This window comes from Streptomyces sp. NPDC031670 (assembly GCF_055580545.1).
On sequence record NZ_JBVILC010000012.1, the window covers coordinates 107,652 to 123,481 of the forward strand.

16 protein-coding genes and 1 tRNA gene are annotated in these 15,830 nt (G+C 73.2%); 9 read left to right on the top strand and 8 right to left on the bottom strand.

The features are described 5' to 3' along the window. Nucleotides 1-102: 102 nt before the first annotated feature. Nucleotides 103-1,086 carry an aldo/keto reductase gene (locus ACZ5ID_RS22655; protein WP_468900796.1) on the top strand — a complete coding sequence of 328 codons (984 nt, stop codon included), beginning with the start codon at nucleotides 103-105 and terminating at the stop codon, nucleotides 1,084-1,086. Then, a complete protein-coding gene (locus ACZ5ID_RS22660; RefSeq protein ID WP_468900799.1) occupies nucleotides 1,083-3,509 on the top strand; it encodes a helix-hairpin-helix domain-containing protein in 2,427 nt (808 codons plus the stop codon). The genes ACZ5ID_RS22655 and ACZ5ID_RS22660 overlap by 4 nt, the downstream gene beginning before the upstream one ends. 130 nt (nucleotides 3,510-3,639) lie before the next feature. On the opposite strand, the gene ACZ5ID_RS22665 is transcribed toward ACZ5ID_RS22660, so the two are convergent. Next, nucleotides 3,640-4,305: a hypothetical protein gene (locus ACZ5ID_RS22665; RefSeq protein ID WP_468900801.1), complete on the bottom strand. Its 666-nt coding sequence runs from the start codon at nucleotides 4,303-4,305 to the stop codon at nucleotides 3,640-3,642. A gap of 47 nt (nucleotides 4,306-4,352) precedes the next feature. Between ACZ5ID_RS22665 and ACZ5ID_RS22670 the strand changes: the two genes are divergently transcribed. Next, entirely contained in the window at nucleotides 4,353-4,541 is a 189-nt protein-coding gene (locus ACZ5ID_RS22670; protein WP_344075348.1) for a DUF5703 family protein, read from the top strand. A gap of 92 nt (nucleotides 4,542-4,633) precedes the next feature. On the opposite strand, the gene ACZ5ID_RS22675 is transcribed toward ACZ5ID_RS22670, so the two are convergent. The 3 genes from ACZ5ID_RS22675 to ACZ5ID_RS22685 all read right to left on the bottom strand — a co-directional run bounded on the left by ACZ5ID_RS22675 (nucleotide 4,634) and on the right by ACZ5ID_RS22685 (nucleotide 7,363). Continuing rightward, complete coding sequence (locus tag ACZ5ID_RS22675) at nucleotides 4,634-5,440, bottom strand: chaplin (RefSeq protein ID WP_468900805.1); 807 nt, start codon at nucleotides 5,438-5,440, stop codon at nucleotides 4,634-4,636. Between the two features lie 136 nt (nucleotides 5,441-5,576). Then, complete coding sequence (chpH, locus tag ACZ5ID_RS22680; protein WP_406552497.1) at nucleotides 5,577-5,810, bottom strand: chaplin ChpH; 234 nt, start codon at nucleotides 5,808-5,810, stop codon at nucleotides 5,577-5,579. Nucleotides 5,811-6,037: 227 nt separating this feature from the next. After that, nucleotides 6,038-7,363 (bottom strand): M20/M25/M40 family metallo-hydrolase, encoded by a 1,326-nt coding sequence (locus ACZ5ID_RS22685; RefSeq protein WP_406552498.1) that lies wholly within the window; start codon nucleotides 7,361-7,363, stop codon nucleotides 6,038-6,040. 194 nt (nucleotides 7,364-7,557) lie between these two features. On the opposite strand from ACZ5ID_RS22685, the gene ACZ5ID_RS22690 reads away from it, so the two are divergent. The 5 genes from ACZ5ID_RS22690 to ACZ5ID_RS22710 all read left to right on the top strand — a co-directional run bounded on the left by ACZ5ID_RS22690 (nucleotide 7,558) and on the right by ACZ5ID_RS22710 (nucleotide 10,908). Next, nucleotides 7,558-7,645 (top strand) — tRNA-Leu (locus tag ACZ5ID_RS22690). A gap of 38 nt (nucleotides 7,646-7,683) precedes the next feature. Beyond that, nucleotides 7,684-8,697, top strand: a complete 1,014-nt coding sequence (locus ACZ5ID_RS22695; protein WP_468900809.1) for an RluA family pseudouridine synthase — start codon at nucleotides 7,684-7,686, stop codon at nucleotides 8,695-8,697. Between the two features lie 83 nt (nucleotides 8,698-8,780). Beyond that, a complete protein-coding gene (locus ACZ5ID_RS22700; RefSeq protein WP_468900811.1) occupies nucleotides 8,781-9,728 on the top strand; it encodes an aldo/keto reductase in 948 nt (315 codons plus the stop codon). Continuing rightward, on the top strand, nucleotides 9,725-10,036 hold the full coding sequence (locus ACZ5ID_RS22705; protein ID WP_468900814.1) for an L-rhamnose mutarotase: 312 nt from the start codon (nucleotides 9,725-9,727) through the stop codon (nucleotides 10,034-10,036). Before ACZ5ID_RS22700 ends, ACZ5ID_RS22705 begins: the two co-directional genes overlap by 4 nt. Next, on the top strand, nucleotides 10,033-10,908 hold the full coding sequence (locus ACZ5ID_RS22710; protein ID WP_468900817.1) for an amidohydrolase family protein: 876 nt from the start codon (nucleotides 10,033-10,035) through the stop codon (nucleotides 10,906-10,908). The genes ACZ5ID_RS22705 and ACZ5ID_RS22710 overlap by 4 nt, the downstream gene beginning before the upstream one ends. Here the strand turns inward: ACZ5ID_RS22710 and ACZ5ID_RS22715 are convergent. From ACZ5ID_RS22715 to ACZ5ID_RS22730, 4 genes are all read right to left on the bottom strand, one after another. Further along, complete coding sequence (locus ACZ5ID_RS22715; protein WP_468900820.1) at nucleotides 10,892-11,521, bottom strand: MBL fold metallo-hydrolase; 630 nt, start codon at nucleotides 11,519-11,521, stop codon at nucleotides 10,892-10,894. The two genes, ACZ5ID_RS22710 and ACZ5ID_RS22715, sit on opposite strands and share 17 nt — an antisense overlap. Next, complete coding sequence (locus tag ACZ5ID_RS22720) at nucleotides 11,521-12,606, bottom strand: S-(hydroxymethyl)mycothiol dehydrogenase (protein WP_406552504.1); 1,086 nt, start codon at nucleotides 12,604-12,606, stop codon at nucleotides 11,521-11,523. Before ACZ5ID_RS22720 ends, ACZ5ID_RS22715 begins: the two co-directional genes overlap by 1 nt. A 151-nt stretch (nucleotides 12,607-12,757) precedes the next feature. Then, complete coding sequence (locus ACZ5ID_RS22725) at nucleotides 12,758-14,209, bottom strand: amino acid permease (RefSeq protein WP_468900822.1); 1,452 nt, start codon at nucleotides 14,207-14,209, stop codon at nucleotides 12,758-12,760. Between the two features lie 213 nt (nucleotides 14,210-14,422). After that, nucleotides 14,423-15,124 (bottom strand): FadR/GntR family transcriptional regulator, encoded by a 702-nt coding sequence (locus ACZ5ID_RS22730; protein WP_358832794.1) that lies wholly within the window; start codon nucleotides 15,122-15,124, stop codon nucleotides 14,423-14,425. Between the two features lie 195 nt (nucleotides 15,125-15,319). Here ACZ5ID_RS22730 and ACZ5ID_RS22735 point away from each other — a divergent pair, with 195 nt between their 5' ends. Continuing rightward, nucleotides 15,320-15,829, top strand: a complete 510-nt coding sequence (locus ACZ5ID_RS22735) for a gluconokinase (protein WP_468900825.1) — start codon at nucleotides 15,320-15,322, stop codon at nucleotides 15,827-15,829. The last annotated feature ends 1 nt before the right edge of the window (nucleotide 15,830 follow it).

Genomic DNA, 15,830 nt, shown 5'->3' on the forward strand with positions numbered 1-15,830 from the left:
GGGGGACTCTAGCGCGCGGGCGGGCGCCGGGGCAGGGCTCCCGGAGCCGAGTTGTCCACAGGGCCCCACCGGTCTCGGCCGTGGCCAGTAATCTCAGCGCCCATGGAGCTAAGGCACCTGGGCCGTACGGGCCTGCGCGTATCCCGTATCGGGCTCGGCACCCTCACCTGGGGCCGGGACACCGACGAGCACGACGCCGCCGATCTGCTGAAGGCGTTCTGGGAGGCCGGCGGCACCCTCATCGACACGGCCGACGTGTACGGGGGCGGGGACGCCGAATACCTGCTGGGGCGGCTGGTGGAGCGGCTGGTGCCGCGCCGCGACCTGGTCATCGCGACCAAGGCGGGCAGCGTGCCCGACCCGGACCGGCGCTTCGACGGCTCGCGCGGCCATCTGCTCGCCGCGCTCGACGAGTCGCTGGCACGTCTCGGCACGGACTATGTCGACATCTGGCAGGTGCACGCCTTCGATCCGGCGACCCCGCTCGAAGAGACGCTCCAGGCCCTGGACATCGCGGTGGGCAGCGGCCGGGTGCGGTACGCGGGCGTGTCCAACTTCTGCGGCTGGCAGCTCGCCAAGGCCGCCACCTGGCAGCTGGGCGCGCCGGGCGTACGGACCCGGCTGGCCAGTACGCAGATGGAATACTCGCTGCTCCAGCGCGGGGTGGAGCGGGAGGTGCTGCCGGCCGCGCTCGACCTCGGGATCGGGCTGCTGCCGTCCTCGCCGCTGGGGCGCGGGGTGCTGACGGGGAAGTACCGCAGCGGCACCCCGGCGGACTCCCGCGGGGCCTCCCAGGCGCTCGCCCCCTTCGTCGCGCCCTATCTCGACGAGGCGGCGAGCCGGATCGTCGAGGCGGTGGCGATAGCCGCGGACGGCCTCGCGGCGACACCGTTGCAGGTCGCGCTCGCGTGGGTGCGGGACCGGCCCGGGGTGACCGCGCCGATCGTCGGCGCGCGCAACGCGCAGCAGCTCACGGCGGCGTTGTCAGTGGAGGCGCTTAGTCTTCCAGACGAGATCTGCCGGGCGCTGGACGATGTGTCGGCGCCCGTGCACCGCTATCCCGACCAGGACTGGAGCACCCTGTGACCGCGCTTCCCCCGGGGACGGCCCCCGGAACCCCGACCGAAGGCGCCCCCGGCACCGAGACCGGTGGGGCCGATGTGGCCGAGGCCGCCGACACGCCCGAAGGCGTGGGGGAGGTCGCGGAGGACTCGCCTCCGCCCACTCCGGAGACCCCGGAGGCGGGCGGGGGCGCCGTGCGGGAGGCGGAGGGCCGGCCCGAGGACGGTGGGGCCCGGCCCGAAGACAGCGCGGCCCGGCCCGAGGGCGGCGCGGCCGAGGCTGACGGCGCCGGGGGCGAAGGCGGGTCGGGTGCGGCCGGGGACGGCGCGGACCCGGACGGTGCGGCCGAGGGCGGCGGTGGCAGTGGTAGCGACGGCGACGCCGCCGCATCCGGAAGCGGCTCCTCCGAGCTCTCCGAGGCGCAGGCCGAGCTCGCCGCGCAGCGGGAGCTTCGGGCGCGGATCGAGGCGCGCAAGGCCGAGAAGGAGGGGCCCGTCGCGGCCGGGACCAAGCTCAGCGGGCAGGCCGCCGACCTCCTCGCGGCCGTCCGCGCGGTCGAGAGCGGTGAGAAGCCGGACACCTCCTTCTTCACCTCCGCCCCGGCCCCTCGCCGCCCCGCCCCGCTGCCCGCCTCCCCCGCCCCCGTCCGGCCGCAGGCGCCGCAGCCCGCGCGCGCGGCGGGACCCGAGGCGCTGGCCGCGGCGCGGGCCGTGCTGGCGGAGGGAGGCGCGCCGGACTCGCTGGCCCCGCAGGTCGCCGACGCCCTCGGCGAGCAGGCGGCCGACGTGCTGCGGGCCGACCCCTGGCAGCTGCTCGCCGTGCCCGGCATCCGTCCCGAGCAGGCCGACGGCTTCGCCCGGACGCTGCTGGGCGCCGAGTGCGGCCCGGACGACCCCCGCCGGGCCGCCGCGCTGGTCGCCTGGATCCTGGAGCGCGCCTCCGTGCAGGGCCACACCGCGCTGCCGATCGCGGCGGTGAAGGCGGCGCTGGCCGAGCGTTCGCTGCCGGATCCGGACGAGGCGGTGCGGCAAGCGATCACCGAGGGCGTGGTGCTGGTCTTCCAGGACGGCGAGGCCTCGCTGGACGGTGAGCCGGGCGGCGCCGACGAGGCCGCCCGGGAGGACGGGGAGCAGGAGACCGAGGAGACGGAAGAGGCGCGGGAGGCCCCCGTCGAGGTGCTGCTCGGCCTCGACCGGTACGCACTGGCGGAGGAGAGCCTCGCCGACGGCCTGGCCCGGCTCGCCAACGCCCCGGTGAAGGACGACGGCACCGACTGGGAGGGCGCCGCGGCAGCCGCTCCCTCGCCGTCCGCCGCCGAGCTGATCAGGGCGGTGGCGGGCAGCGGCGTGGTCACCCACTCCGGCGGTGAGGCGGCCCGCGCCGAGTCGGCGGCCGTCGTCACCGCCGCGCACGGCCTCGGTCTGCGGGCGGCCGGCGCCGTCCACACCCGGGACGGGCGGCGCCGGCTCGCCGCGGCGGTGGGCGCCGAGCGGGCGTTCACCGTGGCTCAACTGCTCTCCGCCGAAGGGCCGGGCCGGGACGAGGACGGGGCGCTCGCCCTGGACGTCCTGGTCGTGCAGGACGCCCCGCAATTGGACGTGGAGGGCGCGGCGATTCTCGTCGAGTCCCTGCCGGACGGCTGCCGGCTGGTGCTCGGCGGGGACCCGGAGGTGCTGGGTTCGGCGGGCGCGGGCCGGGTGTTCGCGGACGTGCTGGCGGCCCGGGCGCTGCCGCACGTGGCGTCGCGCACCCCCGACCCGGGGCCGATCGGCGAGCTGGTCTCCGGGATCGGTGTCGGCGAGCTCGGCCAGGTCGAGGCGCCGGGCAAGGAGGTCGTGATCGTCCCGGTGCGGGACGCGGGCGAGGCGGTGCACCGCTGCGTCCAGCTCGTGGCGGACTCGGTGCCGCGTGCGATCGGGGTGCCCACCGAGCAGACCCAGGTGATCACGGTGGGCCACGGCGGCTCGGCGGGTACGCGGGCGCTCAACGCGGCCCTGAAGCAGCGGCTCAACCCGGGCCCCGGCCGGTTCGCCGGCTTCGACCCGGGCGACCGCGTGGCGTACGCGGAGGCGCCCGGGCGCACCTCGGTGGGCGTCGTCGCCTCGGCGGGTCCGGACGGGCTGCACCTCGACTGCGGGGGCGAGAAGCTCGTCGTACCGAAGGAGCGCGTCGAGTCGGCGCTGCGGCACGGCTGGGCCCTGACCGCCCACCAGGCGGCCGGGACGCGCTGGCCCGCGGTGGTGGCGGTGCTGCCGGGGGACGCGGCGCAGGGCCTGAGCCGGGCGTGGGTCTACACGGCGTTCGGCCGCGCCGAGCGGCATCTGTCCGTGGTGCACGGCGTGGACCAGGCGCTCCCGCGCTCGGTGGCCGAGGTGCTCGCTCCGGCGCGTACGACGCGGCTCACGCCCCTTCTGACGGCCCTGCTGCGCGCGCCCGGGGCCGAGTAGCCCGGCGCACGTGGGCGGCCCTCACACGGCAGCCTCCGCGCCCGCAAGGGCACGGAGGCTGCCGTGAGAGAAGGCCGGAAGGCCGGAAGGCCGAAGGTGGAGCGGTCGAGAAGGTGGCACGGCCGAGGGGTCAGGACGCCCCCGGCAGGTCGTCCTCCTCCTCCAGCTCGTCCTCGTCGAAGACCGCGCTGACGTCGAACCGGCACACCACCCGCTGCGGGTCGGCGTGGTCGAACGGCGTGCTCAGCCACTCCCCCGGCTCCGGCGGCTCGTCCGCGGCCGACACCCACAGCGTGGAGTCACCCTCCTCCAGACCGAATTCCTTGTGCCGGGAGGCGATCTCGTCCGGTTCGTACTCCCCGAACAGCACACCGAGCGCCGCGTGCACACTCGTGCCGACCACCGCCGCCGTCCGGTCCTCCTCGGCCGGGTCCTCGGCCTCCGGGTCCAGGTCCGCGATCCGCTGGGCCTGGGCCAGCAGCCGCTGGGGTTCCACCACGGCGTAGTCGCGGCGGATCAGAACGCTCAGCGCGTTCGGCTCCTCGGGGCCGGTGTAGGGCGGCAGGGAGTCGTCGGCGCCCGGGATCTCGAAGGGGGTGACCTCGTCGTACCGGTCGTAGAGCCGCTCGTCGTACGCCTCGGCAGCAGCCGCCAGGGCGTTGAACGCGTCGTACACGGCCGGATCGTCGTCCCCGGTGCGGCGTTCCACCGCCTCCAGGTGGCGGTCCAGCGCGGCTTTGACCGCGTCGGCGGCGGCACGTACCTCGGCAGCGGAGGGCTGCGCAGCATCAGACATAGTGCAGACGCTATCCGTACCGGGGCTCTGCCCGCACAATAGATGCGATGCCGGAATACGAATTTGTCGACGTGTACGTGCCTCGCGGGGTGTCCCGCAAGGAGACCACACGTCTGTTGACCGACCACGCCGAGTACGGACACTGGGAGTTGGAGCGACTGAGCCTGCTGCGTGACGGCAGCCGCCGGGTGCGGCTGCGCAGGCGGATCATCCGCCAGCTGCGCGCCACGTGGTGACGGACGCCGGGTGACGAAAAACGGATCGGGCCCCGCGGTCGCGGGGCCCGATCCGTTCTGTCCGGTTACTGCCGCTCCGGGAGCGGCTTCGCCTACGCGCCCGAGCGGGCCCGGCGGTAGAGCGTGGTTCCGGCCAGGAGCAGGCCCGCGCCGACCGGCAGGGCGATGCCCAGCATGTCCGACCCGGTGTGCGCGAGCGCACCGGCGGCCTGCGGGGCGGTCATGGTCCGGCCGCCCGGGGTGTGCGAGACGGCCGAGGTGGCCGGCCCGCCCGGGGTGTGCGGGGTGTGCGGGTGCTGTCCCGGCTTGGTCCGGTGGACCGGCTTGACCTGGTCCCCGGGCTTGCCCGGGTGGTGGGGCTTGCCGGGGTGGTGCGTGTCGCACGGCTCACCGGGCTTGCCGGGGTGCCCCGGCTGTCCAGGGTGACCGGGGTGCCCCGGCTTGCCCGGGTGGTGCGCGTGCTGGTGGTCGTCGCCGGAGACGTTGGCGCAGTCGTTGCCGAAGACCGGGTTGAGGGCCCCGATCACGGTGACACCGTTGCCGCACGCGTTGACCGGGACGTCGACGGGCGCCTGGACGCTGTTGCCGGAGCCGACGCCGGGCGAGTTGCTCGCGCCGCCGTGGGCCGTGGCACCGCCGGCGCCGTGGTGCGAACCACCCTTGTTGACACAGGTGTTGCCCATCACGGGGTTGAGCAGCCCGATGACGTTGACGGTGTTGCCGCACGCGTTGACCGGCACGTGCACCGGCGCCTGGACCGCGTTGCCGGACAGGGCGCCCGGGGAGTTCTTGGCGCCTCCGTTCGCCGTGGAGTCGGCTTGTGCGTAGCCACTGCCCATGGCGATGACGCCGGTGGCGGCGGCCATGGTGATCAGGCCTTTTCTGGTGACCTGTCGCATAGGTTGTTCCCTGCCTTCTACCTACCGGGTACTCCCGGACGCCGGTGCGCCCGGGAGGGGATGCCGGGCGGCCCCGGGGCGCATGGCGCGCGCTCCGGGGCCACCCGGCTCGGGCCTCACGGGTTCGGACTCGACGTCACTTGTTGACGCAGTGGTTGCCGAAGGCGGGGTTCAGCAGCCCGATCACGGAAATCGTGTTGCCGCAGACGTTGACCGGCACGTGGACGGGCACCTGGATGACGTTGCCGGAAGCGACGCCCGGGGAGTTCACCGCGGCGCCCTGGGCACCGGCGTCGGCGACGGCGAGGCCGGCACCCGCGAGAACCAGACCACCGGTGACAGCCGCAGCAGCGACGACCTTCTTGATCATTACTTCCTCCTTGTTGGCAAAGGCGCGATCCCAGCCGCGGACCGCACACCCTGTAACGAGGGGAAAGTTATGGGGCTACGAGCTTATGAACGCGTTCACTCTTCTCAGTCAACTCCGTACACGCGGGCGATTGTTGACGTGACGTTTCACCAGGGACCGCCGTGGAGCGGCCGTTGAGCGGTCCGCGGACACCGGGCGCTCTGCCGGCGCCCGCGGACCCTCCGGGTTCAGGAGGCGTCGATGAACCGGTCGAGGACCCGTACCCCGAACTTCAGACCGTCCAGGGGCACCCGCTCGTCCACGCCGTGGAACATCCCGGCGAAGTCGAGCTCCGGCGGCAGCTTCAGCGGCGCGAAGCCGAAGCAGCGGATGCCGAGGTCGGCGAAGGACTTCGCGTCGGTGCCGGCCGAGAGCATGTACGGCACGGCCCGCGCGATCGGGTCCTCGGCCACCAGGGCCGTCTGCATGGCGTCGACGAGCGCCCCGTCGAAGGTGGTCTCCAGCGCCTTGTCGGCGTGCACGTCCTCGCGCCGGACCCGGGGCCCCAGGATCCGGTCGAGGTCGGCGAGGAACTCCTCCTCGTACCCCGGCAGGAAGCGCCCGTCGACGTGCGCGGTGGCCTGCCCCGGGATCACGTTGACCTTGTAGCCCGCGCCCAGCTGGGTGGGGTTGGCGGTGTTCTGGAGCGAGGCGCCGATGAGCTTGGCGATGCCGCCGAGCTTGGCCAGCGTCTCGTCCATGTTCTCCGGGTCGAGCTCGGTGCCGAGCGCGTCACCGAGCTCGTCGAGGAAGTGCCGCAGCGTCTTGGTGACGCGCACCGGGAACTTGTGCCGTCCCAGCCGCCCGACCGCCTCGGACAGCTCGGTGATGGCGTTGTCCTTGTGGATCATCGAACCGTGCCCGGCGCTGCCGTCCACGGTCAGCTTCATCCAGTGCATGCCCTTCTGGGCCGTCTCCACGAGGTAGAGCCGCAGGTTCTCGTTGACGGTGAACGAGAAGCCGCCGACCTCGCTGATCGCCTCCGTCACGCCCTCGAAGAGGTCGGGGTGCTTGTCGACGAGGTAGCGGGCGCCGTAGGTGCCGCCCGCCTCCTCGTCGGCGAGGAAGGCGAGCACGATGTCGCGCGGGGGCTTGCGCCCGCTGCGCAGCCGGTCCCGTACGACCGCGAGGGTCATCGCGTCCATGTCCTTCATGTCGACGGCGCCGCGCCCCCAGACGCAGCCGTCGGCGATCTCGCCCGAGAACGGGTGGTGCGTCCAGTCGTCGGCGTTGGCCGGGACGACATCGGTGTGGCCGTGGATGAGCAGCGCGGGCCGCGAGGGGTCCTCGCCCTCGATCCGGGCCACGGTGGAGGCCCGTCCGGTGTGCGACTCGAAGATCTTCGGTTCGAGCCCCACCTCCGCGAGCTTCTCGGCGACGTACTCGGCCGCCGCCCGCTCGCCGGGTCCGGAGTGGTCCCCGTAGTTGCTGGTGTCGATCCTGATCAGGTCGCGACAGAGGTCGACGACCTCGTCCTCGCCGGTCACGCCTCGCGCCGCCTTCGACTCGCTCACGCTGCTTCCTCCCGCTGCTGCCGCTGCCGCTTCGTCGATTCCCCCACATCCTCCCTCGCGCGCCCCGCGCACCCAAGGGCGGCGTCCCGTCGACATACGGCGTTCACGCAGGCCACGGGGGTGATCGAGCACCCCCAGATGTTTGCTATTGTTTTCCACGTCGGAACGGGCACGGCCCGCGAGACAGACACCTTGTCCGGGTGGCGGAATGGCAGACGCGCTAGCTTGAGGTGCTAGTGCCCTTTATCGGGCGTGGGGGTTCAAGTCCCCCCTCGGACACCACTTGAAAACCCCAGCTGAGCTGGGGTTTTCTTGTTTTTGTGAGACGTAGGTCAAAGATCCCGGCCGCCCCGCTCCCCCAGCGCGACGGCATCGACCCGGTACGGGTGCGGCTGCCCGCCGACCCGGAGGGGGCCTGGGGGACGGTCGCCGAACACCTCGTCGGGCGGTTCGGGGGCGCGATCGGGGCCGCGCGGGTGGCGGAGATGGTGCGCGACGGGCGGTTCCTCGGCCCCGACGGGCCCGTGGACGAGGCGCTGGCGTACCGGGCGGGGATGTACGTCTGGTTCCACCGCGACTTCGCCCCCGAGGTGCCCGTGCCGTTCGGGATCGGGATCGTCCACCGCGACGAGCGGATCGTGGTCGCGGACAAGCCGCACTTCATGGCCACCACGCCCCGGGGGCGGCACATCACCGAGACCGCCGTGGCCCGGCTGCGACGCGAGCTGGACCTGCCCGCGCTCCAGCCCGCGCACCGCCTGGACCGGCTGACCGCCGGGCTCGCCCTGTTCGTGGTGCGGCCCGAGGACCGGGGCGCGTACCAGAACCTCTTCGCCGAGCGGCGGGTGCGCAAGGAGTACGAGGCGGTCGCCCCGTACGACGCGCGCGTGGTGCTGCCGGTGACCGTACGCAGCCGGATCGTCAAGGAGCGCGGGGTGATCGCCGCCCGCGAGGAGCCGGGCGAGCCGAACGCCGAGAGCCGGATCGAGCTGATCGGCCACCGGGGCGGCCTCGGCCGCTACCGGCTGCTTCCGGCGACCGGGCGCACCCATCAGCTGCGGGTCCATATGAACGGGCTCGGGCTGCCGATCCTCCACGACCCGGTGTATCCGGTGGTGGCCGAGGAGCCCGACCCGGAGGACTTCCGCCGCCCGCTGCAACTGCTGGCGAGGGTGCTGGAGTTCACCGACCCGGTGGACGGGCGGGAGCGGAGGTTCGAGAGCGGGCTGCGGCTGGCCGCCTGGGACGAGGACGGCCGGACGGAGGAGGACGGCCGGGACAGCCGGGGCAGTCAGGGCGACCCGGGCAGCCAAGGGCCGCAGGGCCAGGGATAGGTCGGATCAATCGGGGCCCGGAGGACGGAAATCCGGGTTCCAGGGGTACCTTCCCGCCTCAGACATCTGATAAATCTCCTCGTATGCGTGTCACCCAGCTCGGCGACAGCGGCTGCGCCGTCAGTGCGCTCTCCCTCGGTGCGGCCGGGCTCGGCAACCTCCTGGGCGAGGTGTCCGACGCGGACGCCCGGGAGGCGGTGGACGCCGCCTGGGAGGCCGGTGTCCGTTACTTCGACACCGCCCCGCACTACGGCCTCGGTCTCTCCGAGCGCCGGCTCGGGGAGGCGCTGCGGGACCGGCCCCGGGACGCGTACACCGTCTCCACCAAGGTCGGCCGCGTCCTGGAGCCGCTCGACGGGCCGGCCGGCGACGACCTCGCGGAGGGGTTCGCGGTGCCCGCCACCCACCGGCGCCGCTGGGACTTCAGCGCGGACGGGGTGCGCCGCGGCATCGAGGACAGCCTCGACCGCCTCGGCCTCGACCGGATCGACGCGGTCTTCCTGCACGACCCCGACGACCACGCCGAACAGGCCCTGCGCGAGGCCTATCCGGCGTTGGAGCGGCTGCGTTCGGAAGGTGTCGTCCGGGCCATCGGCGCCGGGATGAACCACGCCGGGCCGCTGGCGCGGTTCATCCGGGAGACGGACATGGACGCGGTGCTGTGCGCCGGGCGGTACTCGCTGCTCGATCAGCGCGCGGCCGACGTCCTGCTGCCCGAGGCCGCCGCGCGCGGCAGGAGCGTGATCGTCGGCGGGGTCTTCAACTCGGGGCTGCTCGCCGACCCCCGGCCCGGCGCCCCCTACGACTACGCGGCGGCGCCGCCGGCCCTGCTGGAGCGGGCGCTGCGGATCAAGGCGGTCTGCGAGCGCCACGGCGTCCCGCTGCGGACCGCCGCGCTCGCCTTCCCGCTGCGGCACCCGGCGGTGGCGAGCGTGCTGGTGGGGGCGCGTTCGGGGGCAGAGGTCCGGGACGCCGCCGGACGGTTCGGGCGGCCGGTGCCGCAGGCGCTGTGGGAGGAGCTGGGCGTATGAGGGTGGCACTGCACACCAGGGTCCGGGGCGACGCGATCGAGGCGTACGAGGCGGCGCACCGGGAGGTCCCGGCGGAGCTGACGGCCGCCATCCGGGCGGCCGGGGCCACCGAGTGGACGATCTGGCGCAGCGGCACCGAGCTGTTCCATGTGATCGAGTGCGCCGACTACGCGCGGCTGCTGGCGGCACTGGAGGGGCTGCCGGTGAACATCGCCTGGCAGAGCCGGATGGCCGGACTCCTTGAGGTCGTCCACGACTACTCCGCTCCGGGCGCCGACGCCGGGCTGCCGGTGGTGTGGGAGCTGTGACGGCCGGTCCGGATCCGGCCGGTCCGGTCGTCGACGCGCACCACCATGTGTGGGACCTCGCCGTCCGCGCGCAGGAGTGGCTCGCGGCCCCCGGACTCGCCGCCCTGCGGCGCGACTTCCCCGTCGAGGAGCTGCGGTCCGAGGCCGCCGCCGCCGGGGTCGGTGCCACCGTCCTCGTCCAGACCGTGACGGTGGCCGAGGAGACCCCGGAGCTCCTGGCGCTCGCCGCGGGCGACCCGCTGGTGCGCGGGGTCGTCGGCTGGACCGATCTCACGGCGCCCGGGGTGGCCGACGAGCCGGCCCGGCTCGCGGCGCTGCCCGGCGGCAGCCGGCTGGTGGGGATACGGCACCAGGTGCAGGGCGAGCCCGACCCCCGGTGGCTGCTGCGGCCGGACGTGGGCGCGGGTCTGGCGGCGGTCGCTGCGGCCGGCCTCGCGTACGACCTGGTGGTCCTCCCCCACCAGCTCCCGGCCTGCGTCCGGGCCGCCGAGCGGCATCCGGGGCTGACCTTCGTGCTCGACCATCTGGGCAAGCCGCCGGTGGCCCGCGGCTCCGTGGAGCCCTGGGCGTCGGCCGTCCGCGCGCTCGCCGCGCTCCCGAACACGGTCTGCAAGCTGTCGGGCCTGGTCACTGAGGCAGGGCCGGGCTGGAGCGTCGAGGCGCTGCGGCCGTACGCGGACACCGTCCTCGACGCGTTCGGCCCCGGGCGGCTGATGTACGGCTCGGACTGGCCGGTGTGCCTGGCGGTCTCCTCGTACGGCGAGGTCCTGGACACCGCGCGGGAGTTGGTGAGGGACCTGAGCCCGCAGGAGCGGGCCCAGGTCCTCGGGGGTACGGCCGAGCGGGTCTACGGCCTCAGTGGCCGCGCTTGATCCACTCGTCCAGGTGCGGTGCCTCGGCGCCGATGGTCGTCGAGTCGCCGTGGCCCGTCCGTACGACCGTGTCGGGCGGCAGGGTCAGCAGCCGCTCGCGGATCGAGTCGACGATCGTCGGGAAGTGCGAGAAGGACCGGCCGGTCGCGCCCGGTCCCCCGGCGAACAGGGTGTCGCCGGTGAAGACCGTGCCCAGCTCCGGCGCGTACAGGCACACCGCGCCCGGGGCGTGGCCCGGGGTGTGGACGACCTCCAGGCGCGTCCCGGCGACCGATACGGCCTGACCGTCGGCCAGTTCGCCGTCGGGGGCGCGGTCCGGGTGGGTGAGCTTCCACAGCGGCAGGTCGTCGGGGTGCAGCAGGACCGGGGCGCCGGTGGCCTCGGCGAGCTCGGGGGCCGCGTCGATGTGGTCGTTGTGGGCGTGGGTGCACAGGATCGCGCGCAGAGTGCGCCCGCCGAGGGCGGCCAGGATCGCCGGGGCGTCGTGGGCGGCGTCGACGACCACCGCCTCCTCGTCGTCGCCCACGATCCACACGTTGTTGTCGACGTCCCAGACGCCGCCGTCGAGGGCGAAGGTGCCCGAGGTGACGAGGTGTTCGATACGGGCGGCCATCAGAACGCCACCACCGAGCGCAGCACATCGCCCTCGTGCATCCGCTCGAAGGCCTTCTCGACCTCGTCGAGGGCGATCGTCTCGGTGACGAAGGCGGCGAGGTCGATCCGGCCCTGCTGGTGCAGGTCGATCAGCATGGGGAAGTCCCGGGAGGGCAGGCAGTCGCCGTACCAGGACGACTTGAGCGCGCCGCCGCGTCCGAAGACGTCGATCAGCGGCAGTTCGAGCTTCATGTCCGGGGTGGGGACGCCGACCAGGACGACGGTCCCGGCCAGGTCGCGGGCGTAGAAGGCCTGTTCGTAGGTGTCCGGGCGGCCGACCGCCTCGATGACGACATCGGCTCCGTAGCCGCCGGTGAGGGAGCGGATCGCCTCGATGGCGTCGGCGGTGCGGGAGTTGACGGTGTGGGTGGCGCCCATGGCCCGGGCGGTGGCCAGCTTGCGGTCGTCGATGTCGACGGCCACGATCTTCGACGCGCCCGCGAGCCGGGCGCCCACGATCGCCGCGTCCCCGACGCCGCCGCAGCCGATGACGGCGACCGAGTCGCCCCGGCTCACGTTGCCGGTGTTGAGGGCGGCGCCGATGCCCGCCATGACGCCGCAGCCGAGCAGTCCCGCCACGGCCGGGGAGACCGTGGGGTCGACCTTGGTGCACTGCCCGGCCGCCACCAGCGTCTTCTCGGCGAAGGCGCCGATGCCGAGCGCGGGAGAGAGCTCGGTGCCGTCGGTGAGGGTCATCTTCTGCCGGGCGTTGTGGGTGTTGAAGCAGTACTGGGGGCGCCCGCGCAGACAGGAGCGGCACTGGCCGCACACCGCGCGCCAGTTCAGGATCACGAAGTCGCCGGGGGCCACGTCGCTCACCCCGGCGCCGACCGACTCGACCACACCGGCCGCCTCGTGGCCGAGGAGGAAGGGGAAGTCGTCGTTGATCCCGCCCTGCTTGTAGTGCAGATCGGTGTGGCACACCCCGCACGCCTGGACCTTCACCACGGCCTCGCCGGGCCCCGGGTCCGGTACCACGATCGTCTCCACCCGTACGGGCTCGTTCCTGCCCGGCGCGACGACCCCTCGGACCTGCTGCGGCATACGTGGACTTCCTTTCTCGCACCGCCGGTACGCGCGGACGCGCACGGGCGGAGATGGGTACGGGCCCGACCTCCGCACGTTACCGGGTGCGTGCCGAAGGGCGGCACCCCGCGCCCCGGGGTGCCGCCCTTCTCGTACCGCCGCTGCGCGCCTAGCGCTTCGCCGCGAGCTCCGTGACCCGCTTGCGGACCAGGAACCAGCCGCCGACCAGCATGCCCAGGATGATGGGCAGGCAGTAGACGGTGGTGCGGCCGACGCCGCCGCCGTACCACATCAGGTACAGGACCGTGGCGAGGAAGACCAGCGTGACGATCTGGGTGTACGGGGCCCAGGGCAGCCGGTAGGACGGGCGGGTGAGCAGGCCCTCCTGGGAGCGGCGCCAGAAGAGCAGCGAGCAGACCATGATCATGGCCCAGGTGCCGAGGATGCCGATGGAGGCGAAGTTGAGCACGATCTCGAAGGCGTCGTCCGGCATCAGCTTGTTCAGGGCGACACCGGCGGCGCCGAAGGCGGCGGTCAGCAGGACACCGCCGTAGGGCACCTGGCCCTTGTTCATCCGGGCCGTGAACTTGGGCGCGGAGCCCGCGACGGCCATCGAGCGCAGGATGCGGCCGGTGGAGTACAGGCCGGAGTTGAGGCTGGAGAGCGCGGCGGTGAGGACCACCAGGTTCATCACGCCGGCCGCGCCCGGCACGCCGAGCTTGTCCAGGACGGTGACGAACGGGCTCTGGTCGCCCGAGTAGGCGGTGTACGGCAGGATCAGCGCGAGCAGGACGACCGAGCCGACGTAGAACACGCCGACGCGCCACATGATCGAGTTGATCGCCTTGGGCAGGATCTTCTGCGGGTTCTCGGTCTCGCCGGCCGCGACACCGCAGAGCTCGACCGAGGCGTACGCGAAGACGACGCCCTGGACGACCAGGAGCATCGGCAGCGTGCCCATCGGGAAGATGCCGCCGTGGTCGGTGATGTTGGCCAGGCCCGGGGTGTTGCCGTCGACGCTGTGCTGGGTGGCGACCAGGTAGATGCCGACCAGCATGAAGGCGACCAGGGCGGCGACCTTGACGATCGCGAACCAGAACTCCATCTCGCCGAAGTACTTCACCGAGATCAGGTTGGCGGTGAGGACCACGGCCAGGGCGATCAGGGCGAGGACCCACTGCGGGATGTCGCTGAACATCGCCCAGAAGTGGGCGTAGGTGGCGGCGGCCGTGATGTCGGCCACGGCGGTGGTCGACCAGTTCAGGAAGTACAGCCAGCCGGCCGTGTAGGCGCCCTTCTCACCCATGAACTCACGGGCGTAGGAGACGAAGGCGCCGGAGGAGGGGCGGTAGAGCACGAGCTCGCCGAGGGCTCTGACCACGAAGAAGGCGAAGACACCGCAGACCGCGTAGGCGATCGCGAGCGAGGGGCCCGCGCCCGCCATCCGGCCGCCGGCGCCGAGGAACAGCCCGGTACCGATCGCGCCGCCGATGGCGATCATGTTGATGTGCCGGGACTTGAGGTCCTTGCTGTAACCGGCGTCACCGGCGTCGATGTGGGGGGTGCCCTGCGTCTGCGCGGGCGCCGACGTCTCGGCCGCAGGCATGGTGCGGTCACTCATGTAGCTGTATCGCCTTCGTGAGGGGTCATGCGGTCGTGCGATACCGGGCAGTGCCGGTGCCGTCCCGGCGGTGGCCGGTGATGCGGGAAGAGCGCTGTGGGGTCACCCGCGGCGTGGCTGATTCGGGACATGGTCGCGGCTCGACGGGTCATTTGGCAGTGGCCAATGTCACGTACGGGCAGATCTGTGATGAATCTGAGGTAAATCTGAGCTTTACGGGGCGAGAACGTCCAATTCCTTGAGGGCACCGACGGCGATCTCGCGGGTGAGCCGCTCGGCCCGTTCCGCGTCCCGCTCCCGGACCGCCTCGGCCACCCGGACGTGCAGGGTGACGGCGGCCGGGTCGGGGTCCTCGAACATCACCTGGTGGTGGGTGCGGCCGGTCAGGACCTCGGCGACCACGTCGCCGAGCCGGGCGAACATCTCGTTGCCCGAGGCGTTCAGGACGATCCGGTGGAAGGCCACGTCGTGGACGAGGTAGCCCTCCAGCTGGCGTCCGCGCGAGGTGGCGACCATGCCGAGCGCCTGCTCGGTGAGGGCGGCGCACTGCTCGGGGGTGGCGTGGTGGGCGGCGAGCCCGGCGGCGACCGGCTCCACGGCCGAGCGCAGCACGGTCAGTGAGCGCAGCTGGCGCGGCCGGTCGGCCCCGGCCAGGCGCCAGCGGATGACCTGGGGGTCGTACACGTTCCACTGCTCGGTGGCCCGGACCGTCACCCCGACCCGGCGCCGGGACTCCACCAGCTGCATGGACTCCAGGACCCGGATCGCCTCACGGATCACGGTGCGCGAGACGTCGAAGCGCTGCGCGAGCTCGTCGCCGCGCAGCACGCTGCCGGGCGGGTAGTCGCCTGCGGTGATCGCGCGGCCGAGGGTGTCGAGCACCTGTGCGTGCAGTCCCTGGGCCTGTGTGGTCATGGCCGTAAGGGTACGGGGCGGTGGAACCCGGGCAGGACGGGCACACGGACCCGGCGAGCAGAAAAGTATTACTTATTTATCACGAGGTCTTGAATACGTCGCACCTTTCGGGTTTCAGTAGCGCGACGGACGGATGGCCGGAAACGACTACCGCCCGGACCACATCGATGTCGACGAAGACAGCGAGGCACCGCTATGAGCACCCCCCACGTCGTCGTGGTGATGGGCGTGGCCGGCACCGGCAAGACCACGATCGGCCCCCTGGTCGCGCGGGCCCTGGGCGTTCCGTACGCCGAGGGCGACGACTTCCACCCGGCGGCCAACGTCGCCAAGATGTCGGCCGGCGTCCCGCTGGAGGACGGCGACCGGTGGCCCTGGCTCGACGCGATCGGGCGCTGGGCGCACGGGCGGGCCGGGCTCGGCGGGGTGGTGAGCAGCTCCGCGCTCAAGCGCGCCTACCGCGACCGGCTGCGGGCAGCCGCCCCCGGCCTCGTCTTCCTGCATCTGACCGGCGACCGGGAGCTCATCGAGCGCCGGATGGGCGAGCGCAGGGGCCACTTCATGCCCACCGCGCTCCTCGACTCGCAGTTCGCCACGCTCCAGCCGCTCCAGGCGGACGAGGCGGGCGTGGCCGTCGACGTCGCCGGGACGCCCGAAGAAATCACCGACCGGGCCGTCGCCGCGCTGCGCCGGCTCCCCGCCTGAG